The organism is Burkholderia dolosa, assembly GCF_902499135.1.
GTDB lineage: Bacteria > Pseudomonadota > Gammaproteobacteria > Burkholderiales > Burkholderiaceae > Burkholderia > Burkholderia dolosa.
Window position 1 is genome coordinate 1 of the sequence record NZ_CABVPR010000091.1, and the last position, 16,963, is coordinate 16,963.

Genomic DNA, 16,963 nt, shown 5'->3' on the forward strand with positions numbered 1-16,963 from the left:
TTCGCCGCCGTGCCGTGCGGCGACGCGATCGTCGCCGGCCCGCTGCCGAACGTGCGCCAGATCGCGGCCGACAGCACCGCCGACAGCGCCGCGAAACCGAGCCAGCCGAGCGCCGCGCGATGGCCGGCCAGCGCGCTGCCGATCAGCCCCGTCAGCACGATGCCGGCACCGGGCCCCGCGTAGATCACGCCGCCCCACTCGGGCTCGCGCAGCTCCGCGAGCCGCCGCAGCCCCCACTGCGACACGAACACGAACGTCCATGCGCTGACGACGCCCGCGACGAACCGCACCGCGAGCCATACGGGCAGCAAATGGCCGACGCCCATCGCGGCCGTCAGCAGCACGGTCGCGGCGAGCCCGAAGCGCACCATCCGCGCGGGCGCAATGCGCAGCGCCGCGCAGCTGACCGCGCCGACGAAATAGCCCGCGTAGTTCGCGGACGCGAGCCAGCTGCCGCCGTTCAGATCGATCGACCGGTCCGCGAGCATCAGCGGCAGCAGCGGCGTAAACGCGAAGCGGCCGACGCCGAGCGCGACCGCGAGCCCGATCATGCACGCGAGCGCGGCCGCGCGCGCACGGCGGCCTGTGTCGTCGGACGAAAGCGTGCGGGCGGACCGCGCATCGGAATGGGACATGGCGTGACGGGCCGGACGCGCGACGCGCCGACGGGAACGGAAACCGGAATGCTTCGATCGTAGCTTGACCGGACGTTCTCGAAAAATGAATAATCGAGAATCCGTTTATCTCTCGGAGAGAACCATGGATCTGGCCGCGCTGGCGATTTTCCGGGCCGTCGTGCGCGAGAACGGCGTCACGCGCGCGGCGGCGAAGCTCAACCGCGTGCAATCGAACGTGACGACGCGCATCAAGCAGCTCGAGGAGGAACTCGGCGCGGCGCTGTTCGTGCGCGACGGCCGCCGGCTCGTGCTGACGCCGGCGGGCCGCACGCTGCTGCCGTATGCGGAGCGCCTGCTCGCACTCGCCGACGAGGCGCGCGACGCGGTGCGCGAGGACACGCCGCGCGGGCGGCTGCGGCTCGGCACGATGGAGAGCACGGCCGCGAGCCGGCTGCCGGCCGTACTCGCGCGCTATCACCATGCGTGGCCGGACGTGTCGCTCGAGCTCGTGACCGGCACGACCGGCTGGCTGATCGACAAGGTGCGCGACTTCGAGATCGACGCGGCGCTGTTCGCGCGGCCGCCCGCGCCCGACACGCTGCCCGACACGTTCGACACGGTGCCGGTGTTTCGCGAGAACCTCGTGCTGCTGACGCCGCGCGGCCATCCGCCGGTGCGCACGCCGCGCGACGTGCGGCTGCCGACGCTGATCGCGTTCGAGCGCGGCTGCACGTACCGCAAATATGTCGAGCAGTGGTACGCGGCGCACGGGATGAAGCCGGCGCGCGTGCTCGAGCTGGGCTCGTATCACGCGATCGTCGCGTGCGTCGCGGCGGGCGCCGGCATCGCGGTCGCGCCCCGTTCGGTGCTCGCGCGGCAGCCGGAGGTCGAGAACATCGCGCAGCATCCGATCGCAGAATTCGACGCGATCGACACGCTGCTCGCGTGGCGGCACGGCTACGCGTCGGCCGCGCTCGGCGCGCTGCGCGACGCGCTCGCGCAGGCCGCGCGGCAGCAGGACGATGCGGCGCAGCCACCGGTCGCGGTGCCGGCCTGAATCGATCACGACCGCACGGCGATGTGCGCGACCGGCCGCGCGCCGCGCGCATGCATGCGCGACGACGCACCGTCCGCTTTCGCCGCTTCCCAAAACGAAACGACCTGACCGGCCATGCCGATCAGGTCGTGCGTGTCGATCCCGTCAACGGATCGCGCGTCGCTCGAACGCGTGACGCTCGCGCGTCACGCGTCGTGCGGTCAGCCGAGCCGCGCTTCGACCCAGCCCTTGACGCCCGCGAGCGCGGCCGGCAGGTTCGCCGGCTCGGTGCCGCCGGCCTGCGCCATGTCCGGACGGCCGCCGCCCTTGCCGCCGACCTGCTGCGCGACGAAGTTCACCAGCTCGCCGGCCTTCACCTTCTTGCTCGCGTCCGGCGTCACGCCGGCGATCAGGCTGACCTTGCCGCCTTCGACGGCCGCCAGCACGATCGCCGCGTGCTTCAGCTTGTCCTTCAGCTTGTCGACCGTCTCGCGCAGCGTCTTCACGTCCGCGCCGTCGAGCGTCGCGGCCAGCACCTGCACGCCGCCGACGTCGACCGCCTGTTGCGCGAGCTCGTCGCCCTGGCTCGACGCGAGCTTCGACTTCAGCGCCGACAGCTCCTTCTCGAGCGACTTCACCTGATCCTGCACTTGCGCGATGCGCTGCGTGAGCTCCGACGGCTGCGCCTTCAGCGCGGCCGCCGCTTCCTGCACGCGTGCGTCGAGTTCCTGCACGTAGCGCACCGCGTTGTCGCCGGTGATCGCCTCGACGCGGCGGATGCCGGCCGCGACGCCGCCTTCCATCACGATCTTGAAAAGCCCGATGTCGCCGGTGCGGCTCACGTGCGTGCCGCCGCACAGTTCGCGCGAGAACCCGAGGTCGAGCACGCGCACTTCGTCGCCGTACTTCTCGCCGAACAGCGCCATCGCGCCGCCCTTCACCGCTTCGTCGTACGGCATCACGCGCACGATGCCCGGCGCGTTCGCGAGGATTTCGTCGTTGACGATCTGCTCGACGCGGCGGATTTCGTCGTCGGTCAGCGGCGCGTTGTGCGCGAAGTCGAAGCGGGTCTTGTCCGCGTCGACGAGCGAGCCCTTCTGCTGCACGTGCGAGCCGAGCACTTCGCGCAGCGCCTTGTGCATCAGGTGGGTGGCCGAGTGGTTGCGCTGCGTGCGCGCGCGGCGCTGCGCGTCGATCTCCGCGCGCAGCACGTCGCCGATCTTCAGCGTGCCCTGCTCGAGCGTGCCGTGATGGCCGATCACGTCGGCCTGCACCTTCAGCGTGTCGGCGACCGCGAAGCGCGTCGCCGCATTCGCGAGCACGCCCTGGTCGCCGACCTGGCCGCCCGATTCCGCATAGAACGGCGTGTGATCGAGCACGACGACCGCGTGCTGCCCCGTCTTCACTTCGTTCACCGACGAACCGTCGACGTACAGCGCGACGACCTTCGCGTCGTCGAACGCGATCTCTTCGTAGCCGTGGAACGTCGTTTTCGCGCCCGTGTATTCGAGGCCCTGCGTCGCCTTGAACTTGCCGGCCGCGCGCGCCTGCTCGCGCTGACGCGCCATCGCGTCGTCGAACGCCGGCTCGTCGACCGTCACGCTGCGCTCGCGGCACACGTCGGCCGTCAGGTCTAGCGGGAAGCCGTACGTGTCGTGCAGCTTGAACGCGAGCTCGCCGTCGAGCACCTTGCCGCCCTTCGCATCGAGCTCGGCGAGCGCCGCTTCGAGGATCGACATCCCGTGCTCGATCGTCTCGAAGAAGCGCTCTTCCTCCTGGCGCAGCACGTCGGTCACGCGCTGCTCGGCTTCCTTCAGCTCCGGATACGCGTCGCCCATCTCGGCGACGAGGTCAGCCACCAGCTTGTGGAAGAACGAACCCTTGCGGCCGAGCTTGTAGCCGTGACGGATCGCGCGGCGCACGATCCGGCGCAGCACGTAGCCGCGGCCTTCGTTGCCGGGGATCACGCCGTCGACGATCAGGAACGCGCATGCGCGGATGTGATCGGCGATCACCTTCAGCGAGTTGTTGTTCAGGTCGGCGACCTCGGTCACGCGCGCGGCGGCCTTGATCAGGTTCTGGAACAGGTCGATCTCGTAGTTGCTGTGCACGTGCTGCAGCACCGCGGCGAGACGCTCGAGGCCCATACCGGTATCGACGCACGGCTTCGGCAGGCGCGTCATGTTGCCCTGCGCGTCGCGGTTGAACTGCATGAACACGAGGTTCCAGATCTCGATGTAGCGATCGCCGTCTTCCTCAGGCGACCCCGGCGGCCCGCCCCATACGTCCGGGCCGTGGTCGTAGAAGATTTCGGTGCACGGGCCGCACGGGCCGGTGTCGCCCATCGTCCAGAAGTTGTCCGACGCGTAGCGCGCGCCCTTGTTGTCGCCAATCCGGATGATCCGCTCGGTCGGCACGCCGACTTCCTTCGCCCAGATGTCGTACGCCTCGTCGTCTTCCTGATAGACGGTCACCCACAGCTTGTCCTTCGGCAGCAGGTAGACAGTCGTCAGCAGCTCCCACGCGAACTTGATCGCGTCCTGCTTGAAGTAGTCGCCGAACGAGAAGTTGCCGAGCATCTCGAAGAACGTGTGGTGGCGCGCCGTGTAGCCGACGTTCTCGAGGTCGTTGTGCTTGCCGCCCGCGCGCACGCTGCGCTGCGCGGTGGTCGCGCGCGAGTACGGGCGACGATCGGTGCCGAGGAACACGTCCTTGAACTGGACCATGCCGGAGTTCGTAAACATCAGCGTGGGGTCGTTACCGGGCACGAGGCTCGACGAGCGGACGATCGTGTGGCCCTTCGATTCGAAGAATTTGAGGAATTTCTCGCGGATTTCGGCAGCTTTCATGGCGTGCGGGGACAGTCTGGCTGAGACGGCTACAAACGCCGGCCGCCCTTGCGGGCGCACGGCGGCAGGTTTCTGAAACGATCGATTATACGGGATAGGTCCCCGTGTGCGGCCCGCGGGCGCCGCCGCCGCCCGTTAGGCCCGACTTGCGCGCGTATTCGGCCGCTTGATCCGACTTCGCGACGCCCTTACCGGCCATGCGCGACGCCCTTACCGGCCGCGCGGCTTGTCGTCGAGTTCGCGCAAGCGCTTCTTGAGTTTGTGGTTCTCCACGAAAAGCAGCACGACGGCAAGCGTCGCCCCAACCGCGAAATACCACTGTCCGGCGAAGTGCAAGACCGCCCATGCCAAACCGGCAAGCACAACCGCCGACGCGAGAAGAGCCGCCTTGTCCGCGAGCCACTTCATGCGACCGCCCGTGCGCGTGAAAGCAATGCGTACGGCCACTGCCGCGATCCCGGCTGCATGACCTCCGGGTGATGAAAAAGGACCATGGACACGGTAGCAGGCATAGGCAGGCCATGTCTCGCCGCCCAGATCGCGCCCCTTCGACGAGCGTCGACGCCGCTCGTGCAGACCATCGCGTTGTCGGCAGCGACGATCAGGCTGCCAATCGCGGCGCCGATGTAGAACGACGCCCCCAATGCCCCCACCACCATGAGCTTTTCGAGTCCCACGGTGGCGCCGATCAGTTCGGCGACGGTCGCGCCGGCGCCCAGTTTTGCGAGCGGCTGAAGCAACAACGTAAGCGTACCGACGGCCGTCTGGTACGTGCCGAAAAGACTGGCCGGGGCATCCAGACCCGAAGCCGCCATATTGTCGCGGAACGCGGTGTAAAAGCCGGGACACGCCACCATTGAATTCTCCGCGCAGTCGAATAGAGCGAATCGCCAATCTACCGGCCCGGCCGATCGCAAAACCATGATGTTTGTCGCCACAGGCGCCGGACTGAATACGGCAGCCACCGCAATCGCATATGCAGCAAGCGTGCGCGTCTCGCACGCGAAATCTGTGTATCTGCGTTAAATGGTTTCCGATTGTGGAAAGGATCGACGCGGCGCGGGTACGTTCGCCTGTCCGATCGACGCCGCGCGCCCTTCCGGGCAAAGCGGCCCCGTACGCCGGCATGCGCGGCCGTACCACCGGCGCGGCCGATTCGCCTTAAGATGCTCGGCATGCCAATCGGCCTTGCACGGCAAGGCCAGCGACGACAGGAGACGATTCGACGATGGGTGCCCTCAGCCATATCCGCGTGCTCGACCTGACCCGCGTGCTCGCGGGTCCGTGGTGCGCGCAGACGCTTGCCGACTTCGGCGCGGACGTGATCAAGATCGAGCGCCCCGGCGCCGGCGACGACACGCGCCACTGGGGGCCGCCGTACCTGAAGGACGCAAGCGGCGCCGATACCGCCGAAGCCGCGTACTACCTGGCCGCGAACCGCAACAAGCGGTCGGTGACGGTCGACATCGCGACGCCCGAAGGCCAGCAGATCGTGCGCGAGCTCGCCGCGCAAAGCGACGTCGTGCTCGAGAACTACAAGGTCGGCCAATTGAAGAAATACGGACTCGACTACGACTCGCTGCGCGACGTGAAGCCCGATCTCGTCTACTGCTCGGTCACCGGCTTCGGCCAGACCGGCCCGTACGCGCACCGCGCGGGCTACGACTTCATCGTGCAGGGAATCGGCGGATTCATGAGCATCACCGGCGAGCGCGACGGCGAGCCGGGCGGCGGCCCGCAGAAGGCCGGCGTCGCGATCGCCGATCTCGCGACCGGCCTCTACTCGACGATCGCGGTGCTCGCCGCGCTCGCGCATCGCGACCGCACCGGCGAAGGCCAGTACATCGACATGGCGCTGCTCGACGTGCAGGTCGCGCTGCTCGCGAACATGAACACGAACTTCCTCGCGAGCGGCAAGCCGCCGGTGCGCTGGGGCAACGCGCACCCGAACATCGTGCCGTACCAGACGTTCCAGACGAGCGACGGCTGGATCATCGTCGCGGTCGGCAACGACGGGCAGTTCCGCAAGTTCGTCGAAGCCGGCGGCCGGCCCGAACTCGCCGACGACGCGCGTTTCTCGACGAACCCGTCGCGCGTGCGGCACCGCGACACGCTGGTGCCGATCCTCGCGGAGATGGTGAAGGTGCGCAGCAAGGCCGAGTGGATCGACGCGCTCGAAGCGGCTGGCGTGCCGTGCGGGCCGATCAACGATCTCGCCGAGGTGTTCGACAACGAGCAGGTCGTCGCGCGCGGGATGCAGGTGTCGCTGCCGCATCCGTGCGGCGCGGACGTGAAGCTCGTACGCAATCCGATCCGGATGAGCGCGACGCCGCCCGATGCGCGTTCGGCTCCGCCGCTGCTCGGCGAACAGACGGAAGCCGTGCTGCGCGACATGCTCGGCTACGACGATGAACGGATCGCGACGTTGAGGGCGAAGCAGGCGATCTGAGCGGCGGCCGGAACGGGGTCGCCTGCCGTCCGGTCAGCGCCGGGCGAGCGTATCGCAGCCGCCGGCCAGCGCCGCAAGCGCTGCGCGCGATGGCGAACGCACGACGGCTGCGTAACCGCCGTGCCCGGCCGACAGACTGTCGACGGTGACGGCGACGGCGTCCGAATCCGCCGCGGCCAGGAAGACGAGCGACGGCGGCGGCTCGGACGCGATGCGATCGCGGATATCCAGCCGCCCGATCTGCCGTGGAAATTCGCGCGCGAGGTCGGCCAGATCGACCTGTCGTTGCGCGACGATCGTCGAAAGCGACTCAAGATGCGCGGCCAGATCCGCCGACGCCACGCATTGCCGGGGGGCACGACCGTCAGCATAAGTTACCTGCACAGCGAACCGCGCCGCGGGCCGTGAGCGTTGCGCGGTCAGTGTCAGCGCGGCGGTCGTATAGGTCAGCGACATCACCTCGTCGGGCAGCACGCTGAGTAAGTCGGTGCCGGGATCGATCCGTATGCCGCGGTCGGTCCAGTCGGCGAGGCTGCGCCAGCCGAAGCCGGCGAGCACACCGAGCAGCATCGCCAGACAGGGAATCGCGAATCGCGTTGCCGATGCGATCTTCACGATACCTGCACCACGGTTCCCATCGGAGCCCAGTCGTACAGTCGTTTCGCATCGGCCTCGGCGACGCGCACGCAGCCGTGCGATCCGAACCAGTCGCTGACGGTATGGCGCGCCATTCTCACAAGCGACAGCGGCATCGGCCCGTGGTACTGGTGAAGCGCTTTGCCGTCTTCCGTGAAGAACATCGCGTAATCCATTTGCACGTCATAGGCGCGACTGCGATACGTAGGATATTTCCGCATGATCCGGAAGGCGCCACGATCGGTCGGATGCTCACTGTCTCCAGTCACACAATCGAAGCGGAACACCCTCGCCGCCCCTTCAAACGCTTCGACGCGCTGATTCGACAGGTCGACGACGATTCTTTTCGTTGCCGACGATTTTTTTCCGCCGACCTGCTGATTCCGCCTCGAGCCGCTCGACATGGCCCACTCCTTCCGATCGAATTGAACAGGCCGTCACTGTATCGGCCTGGCCGATCACAAAGTCATGGGGTTCGCCACAAAGCGCGGTCGGTTGCGCGTCGCGCCCAAGGCAATCGTACGGGCAGCAACGCTCACAGCGCGCCGCGACGCATCGCATGAAATTCGCGCTTGGTTAAGAAACGTGTCCGATTCGATGAACCACGACCGGCGGTCAGTCCGTCGCCCCCAACGCATCGAGCCAGCCGCGCGCTTGCGGCCAGTCGCCGAGTCCGCTGTCCGCGTTGATGTGGCCGCGCGGGCCGAGATCGTGGAATTCGCTGCGCCATGCATGCGCGCAGCCGCGCGCGAATGCGAGCGATCCGTACGGATCGTCGCTGCTCGCGACGACGCGCGTCGGAAACGGCAGCCGCTCGTACGGCACCGGCGCGAAGCCGTGCGCATCCGCGGGGAATGCGGGGCCGGCCGGATCGGGCAGCGCGACGAGCAGCGCGCCGCGAACCTTGCGCAGCGTGTCCGCTCGCGCATAGCGCGTCGCCCACCACGCGGTCGTCAGCGTGCCGAGACTATGCGCGGCGATCAGCACGGGCCCGCGTGCGGCTTCGATGGCGCGGTCGAGCGCGAGACACCAGCCATTGCGGAACGCCCGCTCCCAGTCGGGCATCGGAACGCGCACGAAGCGCGCATCCGCGCGCTCCCAGCGGCTTTGCCAATGAAGCGGGCCGGAGTTGCCGTAGCCCGGCAGCACGAGAACGGTGAGATCGCTCATGAAAGGATTCGTCGACGAATGGAGTCGTTAGGTTCGTATCGCGTCGACGAAGTGTCGCACAACCGCTCCTCCCTGATGCTGCCTGTCGAAAAATGGAGGGATGTGCAGCGCGGGCCGTGATGCGCTCGCAGCGCAGTCACGGCTCGCCGGCGCTCAGCGTACGCCCGCGCCGACCAGACCGCCGGCGGCGGCGCCCGCGACCGTACCGATCGGGCCGCCGGTGATCAGATAGCCGAGCGCGCCGCCTGCGGCCGCGCCGATCCCGGCATTGCGCTGCGTATGCGTCATCGCGCACGCGCCGAGCTGCGACACGACTGCGACGATCACGGCGGTGCGAACGAGAAAAGTGGTCTTTTTCATCATGATTGTTGGTGTCCTCCCGCCGCGCGGCGATCCGAACGGCGGCATTGAATCGGTGACGCCATCATAGGAAAACGCGAACGACGCAGGCAATCCGATTTACGTCGTGTTACAGCCGACACAATATCGAGATATTGGGGCGGAACGCGCGAACCCGCGCCGGACAGGCCGGGCGCCGGGCGGGACCGACCCCGGTCAGGTAGAATTACGGGATTGAACCGCCGGCGCGACGCGCCGACCAACCTGACGCCACCGCATGAGCACCGAACGCAACGACGCCCCCGCGGCTTCCAACTTCATCCGCAACATCATCGACGACGACAACCGCACCGGCAAATGGAGCGGGCGCGTCGAGACGCGCTTCCCGCCCGAGCCGAACGGCTATCTGCACATCGGCCACGCAAAGAGCATCTGCCTGAACTTCGGCATCGCGCGCGACTACGGCGGCGTGTGCCATCTGCGCTTCGACGACACGAACCCGGAAAAGGAAAGCATCGAATACGTCGACTCGATCGTCGACGCCGTGCGCTGGCTCGGCTTCGACTGGCGCAAGGATGCGGTCGACCACCAGTATTTCGCGAGCGACTACTACGACAAGCTGTACGAATTCGCGGAACTGCTGATCAAGCGCGGCAAGGCGTACGTCGACAGCCAGAGCGCCGACGAGATGCGCGCGAACCGCGGCTCGCTGACCGAGCCCGGCAAGCCGTCGCCGTTCCGCGACCGCACGCCGGACGAGAACCTCGACCTGTTCCGCCGGATGAAGGCCGGCGAGTTCAACGAAGGCGAGCACGTGCTGCGCGCGAAGATCGACATGGCCTCGCCGAACATGAACATGCGCGACCCGGTGATCTACCGGATCCGCTACGCGCACCACTACCGCACCGGCGACACGTGGTGCGTGTATCCGATGTACGACTACACGCACTGCATCTCGGACGCGCTCGAAGGCATCACGCATTCGCTGTGCACGCTCGAGTTCGAGGATCACCGCCCGCTGTACGACTGGGTGCTGAACGAACTCGCGGAGGCCGGCGTGTTCACGCGCCCGCTGCCGCAGCAGATCGAATTCTCGCGGCTGAACCTCACGTATGCGATCACCAGCAAGCGCAAGCTGCTGCAGCTCGTGACCGAAGGCCACGTCGACGGCTGGGACGACCCGCGGATGCCGACGATCGTCGGCGTGCGCCGACGCGGCTTCACGCCGGAGAGCATCCAGCTGTTCTGCGAGCGGATCGGCGTGACGAAGGTCGATTCGTGGATCGACATGGGCGTGCTCGAAGGCGCGCTGCGCGACGACCTCGACGACAAGGCGCCGCGCACGGTCGCCGTGCTCGATCCGCTGAAGCTCGTGATCGACAACTATCCGGAAGATCTCGAGGAAACCTGCACGGCGCCCGTGCATCCGCACCATCCGGAGCGCGGCGTGCGCACGTTCCCGATCTCGCGCGAGCTGTGGATCGAACGCGACGACTTCGTCGAGAATCCGCCGAAGGGCTATTTCCGGCTGTTCCCCGGCAACAAGGTGCGGCTGCGCTACGGCTACGTGATCGAATGCACGGGCTTCGACAAGGACGCCGACGGCAACGTGACGGCCGTGCACTGCAACTACTTCCCGGACAGCAAGTCGGGCACCGAAGGCGCGAACAACTACAAGGTCAAGGGCAACATCCACTGGGTCAGCGCGCGTCACGCGCAGGCGGCCGAAGTGCGCATCTACGACCGGCTGTTCAAGGAGCCGCATCCGGACGCGGGCGGCGCGAACTTCCTCGACGCGCTGAACCCCGATTCGAAGAAGATCACGCAAGCGTACGTCGAACCGGGCGCCGGCGACGTCGCGCCGGAAACGCGCCTGCAGTTCGAACGGCACGGCTACTTCGTCGCCGATCGCGTCGATTCGAAGCCCGGCAAGCCGGTGTTCAACCGGATCGTCGGGCTGCGCGACAGCTGGGGCAAGCCGGCCTGACCGGCGCGTACCGCGCGGCGATGCGCGGCGCGATGCCGCGATCCTCGCCCGTTCAACGAAAAACCGGCCGCTGGCCGGTTTTTTATTGCGCGCGCGGCTTCGAAGCGCCGGCGAAAACCGCGACGCTTACGTACCCGGCAATCGCCGATGCAGCTCCGCGAGCGGCAGCGTCGTATGAAACAGCCGCGCGAGGCTGCGGCTCGCATACGCATCGATTTCGTCCGGCTCGGTCCACCGATACGCGTCCATCTCGGGGATCGGCGAACCGTCGCGCCGGCTGGGAAACAGCGACGTGCACGTGCAGTGCGCCGGATCGATCTCGCCGTGCGCGACGCGCACCGCGAACAGGTGCAGATCCTTGTCGTGACGGTACGCGAAGCGGCCGAGATCGACGAGCCGCGCCGCCGCGAGCTCGATGCCGGTTTCCTCGCGCAGCTCGCGCAACGCGGCGTCGGCCGGCGTCTCGCCGGGCTCGCCCTGCCCCTTCGGGATGTCCCAGTGCGTGGTGTCGGTCGCGTGCGCGAGAAACACGCGGCCGGCCGCATCGAGGATCACGACGCCGCACGACACGGTGCGCGGCGCGCCGCCGCGCTTCATCGCGCGCGTGTTCAGCGCTTCTGCAATTGCCATTTGCCCGCGGCCGTCTTGCAGTAAACGGGCCGCAGCGTCATCGTCTGCCCCTTCGCGGCGATTTCGGTCGTGATCTCGCGGCAGGTCTTGCCGTCCTTGTCGATCGTGGCCGGCGTGAGCTTCGCATCGATCCGCGTGCGGCGGCCGGTGTTCTGCCACGTCGTCGGCTCGCCGTCCTTGCCTTCGTCGCGCGCGTGCGCGACGGCCTTCGTCAGCGATGCGACGTCGGCCTTGCTGAAGTACGTGATCGGCGTGTCGTTCAGGAAGCCCAGATTGCTCTGCGCATGGGCGGACAGCGCGGCGGCTGCGAACGTGGCGCCGGCCAGCGCGCGCGTGACGCCGGAAACGGATGCACGCATCGACATGTTGTTCTCCTTGGAAGTTCGATCGGGTGGCGCAGCGCATGCCGGAGAACCGGCTCGCGCCGCGCCGTCAGCGACCGAGCATAGCATGCGCGCAGCGCCTCGCCGCGCTAGCGGGCAGCGTGTGCGGACGTCGGCTGATATCCGTCGGTCAGCGTGTTCAGGAACGCGATCACGTCCTTGATCTCGGCCGCGTTCAGCGCCGGCCGGTCGCCGGGCTTGCGGTCGAACGGCGGCTCGCGGTTGATGTTCGGCCAATAGCGCTTCGGCAGGTCGTCGTAGCGCTGCACTTTGCCGTGCACGACCGGATAGAACTTCTCCGGATGGATGTCGCGCTCCGCATAGAAGCGCATCACGTCGTCGAGCGAGTGATACACGCCGTTGTGAAAGAACGTCTTGCGCAGCGCGACGTTGCGCAGCGACGGCGTGCGAAACAGCCCGCAGAATTCGTCGCGGCCCTTCAGGTCGGTGCGCTCGGGACCGCACGCGCCGAGGTCGTAGAAGCGCGGATCGCGGTTGACGGGCAGCGTGCGGTTGCGCGGCACCGCGATCGCGATCAGCCCGAAATCGCTGAACTGCGGCGGCGTGCCGTCGAGCGCGCGCTGGCTGATGTGGCAGCTCGCGCAGTTGCCCTTCTTCTCGTCGTTGAACAGCTGCAGTCCGCGCAATTCGGCCGGCGTCAGTTGCGCGCGGCCCGCGAGGTACGCGTCGTACTTGCTCGTGTACGGCGAGAACAGTTCCGGCGTCTGCTCGAACGTCTCCAGCGCGCGCAGCACCGCGGCGAACGTCGCCGCGTCGTCGTCGAGCACGTTCGCGCCGAATACCGCGCGGAATTCGTCCGCGTAGCGCGCGGCCCTGACCGCGTGCGCGACCTTCGCGGGCGAGCCGTTCATCTCGAACGGCGACGTCAGCGGAATGCGCGCCTGCTGCGCGCCCGTGTCGACGCGGCCGTCCCACGTGAGGCCGCCGGTCGGGCCGGCATCGACGCTCTCGTCGCCTTCGTCGTCGGAATCGTGGAAGTGCTCGGTGAACTGCGGCACGCCCTGCAGATACTTCAGCGACGGCACCGCGCGAAAGCCCGAGCGCTTCATGTCGTCGCCGCCGAACTGCACGGCGAGCGCATTCGGCGGGCCGAACGCATGCTCGGGGCTGTGGCACGACGCGCACGCGAGCTTGCCGGAACCCGACAGCGACGGATCGAAGAACAGCTGCTTGCCGAGCGCCGTCATCCGGCGCACGCCTTCGTAGACCTGCGCGCGCGTCTGCGGCCGGTCGGCCGCGACGACGATCGCGCTCGCGGCGGCCGGCGCCGCTGCGCTCACATTCGTGGCGCGCGGCGCGCTCGCCGCACTCGCGGCCTGCGCGGACGACACGCCCGCCGCGGGCCGTCCGTCGCAGCCGGCCAGGCCGGCCACGCCGATCGCCAGCGCGAACGCGCCGGTCAGATGCAGCCACGAACGCGCACGCGCGCCGGCTGCCGGTTGGCGAAGCTTCATCGATTCGTCGGAAAGTGGATGGAAGGAGCGGCCGGAGTTTATGTCAGCGGCATGACCGTTCGATGACGGCCGATCGACAGGCATTCGAAAGGACGCCTACACCCGGCTGTCAAATCGCATCGTCAAAATGCGTGCGGTCGGACACGCCACGGTCAGCTTCGAAACGCCGGCGGCAACCGATGCGCCGGTCCCCACGCGACAAGAGAGAGATGAGAGTACAACGGATGAAAACCCACGCCTGGATTCGCTTGACCGCAATCGCTGCCGCCGCGGCCGCAGCCCTGACCGCCTGCGGCGGCGACGACGTGCAGCAGCAAGGCCTGTCGGCGGTGAAGAACGTCGTCGTGATCTATGCGGAAAACCGCAGCTTCGACAACCTGTACGGCAACTTCCCGGGCGCGAACGGGCTGCAGAACGTGACGGCCGCAAGCGCGCAGCAGCTGGACCGCAACGGCCAGCCGCTCGCGACGCTGCCGAAAGTCTGGGGCGGCCTGACCGCGAAGGGCGTGACGCCCGCCGTGACCGAAGCGATGACGGCGAACCTGCCGAACGCGCCGTTCGCGATCGACGATCCGAACGGCTTCAACACGTCGATGAACGTGACGACGCGCGACCTGTATCACCGCTTCTACGAGAACCAGATGCAGATCGACGGCGGCAAGAACGACATGTTCGCCGCGTGGGCCGATTCGGGCGGCCTCGTGATGGGCCATTACACGGCCGACGCGTCGAAGCTGCCGCTGTGGAAGATCGCGCAGCAGTACACGCTCGCCGACAACTTCTTCATGGGCGCGTTCGGCGGCTCGTTCCTGAATCACCAGTACCTGATCTGCGCGTGCGCGCCGTTCTACGCGAACGCGGACAAGAGCCCGGCAGCCGGCTCGATCTCGGCCGTGAACGCGGACGGCAAGTCGCTGCAGCTCGCGAGCAATTCGCCGGCGTCCGCGCTCGACGGCGTTCCGAAGTTCGTGAACTCCGGCAACCTGACGCCGGACTTCTACGCGGTCAACACGATGCAGCCGCCGTATCAGCCGAGCGGCAACAAGGCGCCGGCAGGCGGCGATCCGAACCTCGCCGATCCGTCAGCCGCGACGACGCTGCCGCCGCAGACGCAGCAGAACATCGGCGACCTGCTGAGCAGCGCGGGCGTGTCGTGGGCGTGGTACGGCGGCGCATGGGGCCAGGCGCTGCAGGCCGCGCAGAGCGGCACGTCCGGCGTGATCTACGGCGCGAACATGACCGCGCCGAACTTCCAGCCGCACCACCAGCCGTTCAACTACTACGCGAACCAGGCGCCGGGCACCGCGAGCCGCGCGCAGCATCTGCTCGACGGCGGCACCGACGGCAGCGAATTCATCAAGGCGATCGACGCGGGCACGCTGCCGCAGGTCGCGTTCTACAAGCCGCAGGGCAACCTGAACGAACATCCGGGCTATACGGACGTCGCGAGCGGCGACCAGCACATCGCGAACGTGCTCGCGCATCTGCAGGCGAGCCCGCAGTGGAAGAACATGGTCGTGGTCGTCACGTACGACGAGAACGGCGGCTTCTGGGATCACGTCGCGCCGCCGAAGGGCGATCGCTGGGGCCCGGGCACGCGCATTCCGGCGATCGTCGTGTCGCCGTTCGCGAAGAAGGGCTTCGTCGATCACACGCAGTACGACACGGCGTCGATCCTGCGCTTCATCACGCGCCGCTTCTCGCTGCCGCGCCTGCCGGGCCTGCAGCAGCGCGACGACGCGCTGAAGGCCAACGGCGCGCCGCCGATGGGCGACCTGACGAACGCGCTGCAGCTGTCGCCGAATCTGTAACGGCGAGCGCGCCGGCCGCACGGCCGGCATGCGTGCACGAAGGGCGGCTGCGGCCGCCCTTTCTCGTTGCGCGCGCAACCGCGCGTCACCACCCGTACTTCAGCTCGACGCCGACGTAGTCCGCGTTGCGCCCGCCGGCCGCGCGGATCGCATCGCCGACCTGGAAGTGCACGGCCTCGAGCGCGCCGATCAGATTCGCGGCGATCGTCCAGTCCGCGCGCAGCTGCACGTACATCCCTGTCCACAGCCCGCCCTTGCCCGCCGTACCGGGCACGGCCTGGCTCGCCTGCTGATAGATCGCGTCGCCGGTCGTCTCGCGCCACTGGAAGCCGAGCGCGCCGAGCAGCGACAGGTTCGGCGCTGGCTTCAGCGTGATCGACGGCTTCACGTGAATCAGGTTCGAGTAGCCGGTGTAGCCGGCGAGCGTGAAGTAGTAGCCGTTCGGAAACAGCGGATTGAACGTGCCGACGCGGCCGTCGTGCGGCTGCCGGTCGCCGGACGCCGCGTCGACCTGCAGCGCGATGCGCGGCGACCAGCGTGCATCGAGCCGGTAGCCGGCGATCGAGCCCAGCGCCCACGCGCGGATCGTGCTGCCGGCCACCGTGCCCGTCTGCAGCATCGCTTCGAGATCCCAGTCGAAGCGGCCGTGCGTGCCCGTGTAGCGCAGGTCCCACACGTCGCGGCGCTCGACGCCGCGCGCGTCGAGAAAGCGCGCATTGCTGCGGTTGTAGCGCGACCAGTAGCCGGACAGATCGCCGGGTCCGACCGACTGCCGCTCGATGCGCACGCCGCTGAACGTGAGGTCGCGGTTCGACACGTCGTCGAAATCGGAGGCGTTGCGGTTCTGCACCGGCTGCGTCGCATAGCCGATGAACCGCCATTTCCCGTATTCGTAATCGGTCCATACCGCGTCGAACGCCTGCCGCACGTTCGGGCCGTCGCGCACCGACACGAAGCGCTGCAGGTCGAACGCCATCTCCTGCCGCCCGATGCGCAGCTTGAACGTGCCGCCGCCGAGCGCGCCCGTATACGTCGCGAATGCCTGTTCGAGATCGAGCGGATTCCGGTCGACCGGCGATACCGTGTTCTTGCCGAACGCACGCGCATCCTGCAATTGCACGAAGAATTGCCAGTGCCGGCCGACATGCGCATCGGCATGCACTTCGATGCGCTGGATCACGTACGTATCCGATTGCGCGGAGCCGATTCCGAACAGCGGCGCGTCGTTGCTCTCGACGCGCTCGCGCAGGTTCGCGCCGAGAGACAGATACGAAGCGGGATCGCCGCCGAGCGGCACGTATTTCAGTGCGTCGAGCGGCGCGCGCGGCACACACGGATTCGCGAGCACCGACCAGTCTTCCTGCCAGCGGTTGAACAGCACGGCCGGCCGTTTTGCGGTGCACGACGATGCGCTGGCGCCGGTCGGCGACGCCGACGCCGCCGCGGTTTCCGCGAACGCGGCGTGCGCACAGGCGAACAGCGACGCGGCGACGATCGGCATCCGCGCGGCGCGCGCGACGCGACCGGCGCGCCGCGCGACCGCACTGCGCCGCGTCACGCGCGCTCCTGCGCGGCGGCGCC

Annotated in this window: 16 protein-coding genes; 4 read left to right on the forward strand and 12 right to left on the reverse strand. The window is 68.0% G+C overall.

Going from position 1 to position 16,963, the window contains the following annotated elements; translation table 11 throughout:
- Window positions 1-635: YbfB/YjiJ family MFS transporter (locus tag BUB20358_RS26145; protein WP_174905139.1), on the reverse strand; the 635-nt coding region annotated here is incomplete at its 3' end.
- A gap of 124 nt (window positions 636-759) precedes the next feature.
- Between BUB20358_RS26145 and BUB20358_RS26150 the strand changes: the two genes are divergently transcribed.
- Window positions 760-1,674, forward strand: a complete 915-nt coding sequence (locus tag BUB20358_RS26150; protein WP_035972559.1) for a LysR family transcriptional regulator — start codon at window positions 760-762, stop codon at window positions 1,672-1,674.
- Window positions 1,675-1,874: 200 nt separating this feature from the next.
- On the opposite strand, the gene alaS is transcribed toward BUB20358_RS26150, so the two are convergent.
- The 3 genes from alaS to BUB20358_RS26165 form a co-directional block, all read right to left on the reverse strand.
- Complete coding sequence (gene alaS, locus BUB20358_RS26155; protein ID WP_035972560.1) at window positions 1,875-4,502, reverse strand: alanine--tRNA ligase; 2,628 nt, start codon at window positions 4,500-4,502, stop codon at window positions 1,875-1,877.
- Between the two features lie 210 nt (window positions 4,503-4,712).
- Window positions 4,713-4,910, reverse strand: coding sequence for a hypothetical protein (locus tag BUB20358_RS26160; RefSeq protein WP_035972561.1), 198 nt, complete (start codon window positions 4,908-4,910; stop codon window positions 4,713-4,715).
- Complete coding sequence (locus BUB20358_RS26165) at window positions 4,907-5,359, reverse strand: hypothetical protein (protein WP_035972564.1); 453 nt, start codon at window positions 5,357-5,359, stop codon at window positions 4,907-4,909. Before BUB20358_RS26165 ends, BUB20358_RS26160 begins: the two co-directional genes overlap by 4 nt.
- Before the next feature lie 371 nt (window positions 5,360-5,730).
- On the opposite strand from BUB20358_RS26165, the gene BUB20358_RS26170 reads away from it, so the two are divergent.
- Window positions 5,731-6,951: a CaiB/BaiF CoA transferase family protein gene (locus tag BUB20358_RS26170; protein ID WP_006764568.1), complete on the forward strand. Its 1,221-nt coding sequence runs from the start codon at window positions 5,731-5,733 to the stop codon at window positions 6,949-6,951.
- 33 nt (window positions 6,952-6,984) lie between these two features.
- Here the strand turns inward: BUB20358_RS26170 and BUB20358_RS26175 are convergent, their stop codons facing one another.
- The 4 genes from BUB20358_RS26175 to BUB20358_RS26190 form a co-directional block, all read right to left on the reverse strand.
- Window positions 6,985-7,566 carry a hypothetical protein gene (locus BUB20358_RS26175; protein ID WP_006764569.1) on the reverse strand — a complete coding sequence of 194 codons (582 nt, stop codon included), beginning with the start codon at window positions 7,564-7,566 and terminating at the stop codon, window positions 6,985-6,987.
- Window positions 7,563-7,991: a L,D-transpeptidase gene (locus BUB20358_RS26180; RefSeq protein WP_035972566.1), complete on the reverse strand. Its 429-nt coding sequence runs from the start codon at window positions 7,989-7,991 to the stop codon at window positions 7,563-7,565. The genes BUB20358_RS26175 and BUB20358_RS26180 overlap by 4 nt, the downstream gene beginning before the upstream one ends.
- Window positions 7,992-8,202: 211 nt before the next feature.
- Complete coding sequence (locus tag BUB20358_RS26185; protein ID WP_006764570.1) at window positions 8,203-8,757, reverse strand: RBBP9/YdeN family alpha/beta hydrolase; 555 nt, start codon at window positions 8,755-8,757, stop codon at window positions 8,203-8,205.
- Window positions 8,758-8,910: 153 nt separating this feature from the next.
- Window positions 8,911-9,120, reverse strand: a complete 210-nt coding sequence (locus BUB20358_RS26190) for an ornithine acetyltransferase (RefSeq protein ID WP_035972568.1) — start codon at window positions 9,118-9,120, stop codon at window positions 8,911-8,913.
- 253 nt (window positions 9,121-9,373) lie between these two features.
- Here BUB20358_RS26190 and BUB20358_RS26195 point away from each other — a divergent pair, with 253 nt between their 5' ends.
- Complete coding sequence (locus BUB20358_RS26195) at window positions 9,374-11,083, forward strand: glutamine--tRNA ligase/YqeY domain fusion protein (protein ID WP_006764572.1); 1,710 nt, start codon at window positions 9,374-9,376, stop codon at window positions 11,081-11,083.
- 126 nt (window positions 11,084-11,209) lie between these two features.
- Here the strand turns inward: BUB20358_RS26195 and BUB20358_RS26200 are convergent, their stop codons facing one another.
- From BUB20358_RS26200 to BUB20358_RS26210, 3 genes are all read right to left on the reverse strand, one after another.
- Window positions 11,210-11,680, reverse strand: a complete 471-nt coding sequence (locus BUB20358_RS26200) for an NUDIX hydrolase (RefSeq protein WP_035973368.1) — start codon at window positions 11,678-11,680, stop codon at window positions 11,210-11,212.
- Window positions 11,681-11,691: 11 nt separating this feature from the next.
- On the reverse strand, window positions 11,692-12,078 hold the full coding sequence (locus BUB20358_RS26205; protein WP_006764574.1) for an RT0821/Lpp0805 family surface protein: 387 nt from the start codon (window positions 12,076-12,078) through the stop codon (window positions 11,692-11,694).
- A gap of 107 nt (window positions 12,079-12,185) precedes the next feature.
- Window positions 12,186-13,571 (reverse strand): cytochrome-c peroxidase, encoded by a 1,386-nt coding sequence (locus BUB20358_RS26210; protein ID WP_035972570.1) that lies wholly within the window; start codon window positions 13,569-13,571, stop codon window positions 12,186-12,188.
- A gap of 209 nt (window positions 13,572-13,780) precedes the next feature.
- Between BUB20358_RS26210 and BUB20358_RS26215 the strand changes: the two genes are divergently transcribed.
- Window positions 13,781-15,382, forward strand: a complete 1,602-nt coding sequence (locus tag BUB20358_RS26215) for an acid phosphatase (protein ID WP_375136212.1) — start codon at window positions 13,781-13,783, stop codon at window positions 15,380-15,382.
- 85 nt (window positions 15,383-15,467) lie between these two features.
- Here the strand turns inward: BUB20358_RS26215 and BUB20358_RS26220 are convergent, their stop codons facing one another.
- Window positions 15,468-16,883: an alginate export family protein gene (locus tag BUB20358_RS26220; RefSeq protein ID WP_045552531.1), complete on the reverse strand. Its 1,416-nt coding sequence runs from the start codon at window positions 16,881-16,883 to the stop codon at window positions 15,468-15,470.
- Window positions 16,884-16,963 lie beyond the last annotated feature (80 nt).

What these genes read in the sequence shown, in the direction of transcription:
- BUB20358_RS26150 (WP_035972559.1), top strand. Translation starts at nt 760, where the DNA reads ATGGATCTGGCCGCGCTGGCGATTTTCCGGGCCGTCGTGCGCGAGAAC.
- alaS (WP_035972560.1), bottom strand. Translation starts at nt 4,502, where the DNA reads ATGAAAGCTGCCGAAATCCGCGAGAAATTCCTCAAATTCTTCGAATCG.
- BUB20358_RS26160 (WP_035972561.1), bottom strand. Translation starts at nt 4,910, where the DNA reads ATGAAGTGGCTCGCGGACAAGGCGGCTCTTCTCGCGTCGGCGGTTGTG.
- BUB20358_RS26165 (WP_035972564.1), bottom strand. Translation starts at nt 5,359, where the DNA reads ATGGTGGCGTGTCCCGGCTTTTACACCGCGTTCCGCGACAATATGGCG.
- BUB20358_RS26170 (WP_006764568.1), top strand. Translation starts at nt 5,731, where the DNA reads ATGGGTGCCCTCAGCCATATCCGCGTGCTCGACCTGACCCGCGTGCTC.
- BUB20358_RS26180 (WP_035972566.1), bottom strand. Translation starts at nt 7,991, where the DNA reads ATGTCGAGCGGCTCGAGGCGGAATCAGCAGGTCGGCGGAAAAAAATCG.
- BUB20358_RS26185 (WP_006764570.1), bottom strand. Translation starts at nt 8,757, where the DNA reads ATGAGCGATCTCACCGTTCTCGTGCTGCCGGGCTACGGCAACTCCGGC.
- BUB20358_RS26190 (WP_035972568.1), bottom strand. Translation starts at nt 9,120, where the DNA reads ATGATGAAAAAGACCACTTTTCTCGTTCGCACCGCCGTGATCGTCGCA.
- BUB20358_RS26195 (WP_006764572.1), top strand. Translation starts at nt 9,374, where the DNA reads ATGAGCACCGAACGCAACGACGCCCCCGCGGCTTCCAACTTCATCCGC.
- BUB20358_RS26200 (WP_035973368.1), bottom strand. Translation starts at nt 11,680, where the DNA reads ATGAAGCGCGGCGGCGCGCCGCGCACCGTGTCGTGCGGCGTCGTGATC.
- BUB20358_RS26205 (WP_006764574.1), bottom strand. Translation starts at nt 12,078, where the DNA reads ATGTCGATGCGTGCATCCGTTTCCGGCGTCACGCGCGCGCTGGCCGGC.
- BUB20358_RS26210 (WP_035972570.1), bottom strand. Translation starts at nt 13,571, where the DNA reads ATGAAGCTTCGCCAACCGGCAGCCGGCGCGCGTGCGCGTTCGTGGCTG.
- BUB20358_RS26215 (WP_375136212.1), top strand. Translation starts at nt 13,781, where the DNA reads ATGAGAGTACAACGGATGAAAACCCACGCCTGGATTCGCTTGACCGCA.
- BUB20358_RS26220 (WP_045552531.1), bottom strand. Translation starts at nt 16,883, where the DNA reads ATGCCGATCGTCGCCGCGTCGCTGTTCGCCTGTGCGCACGCCGCGTTC.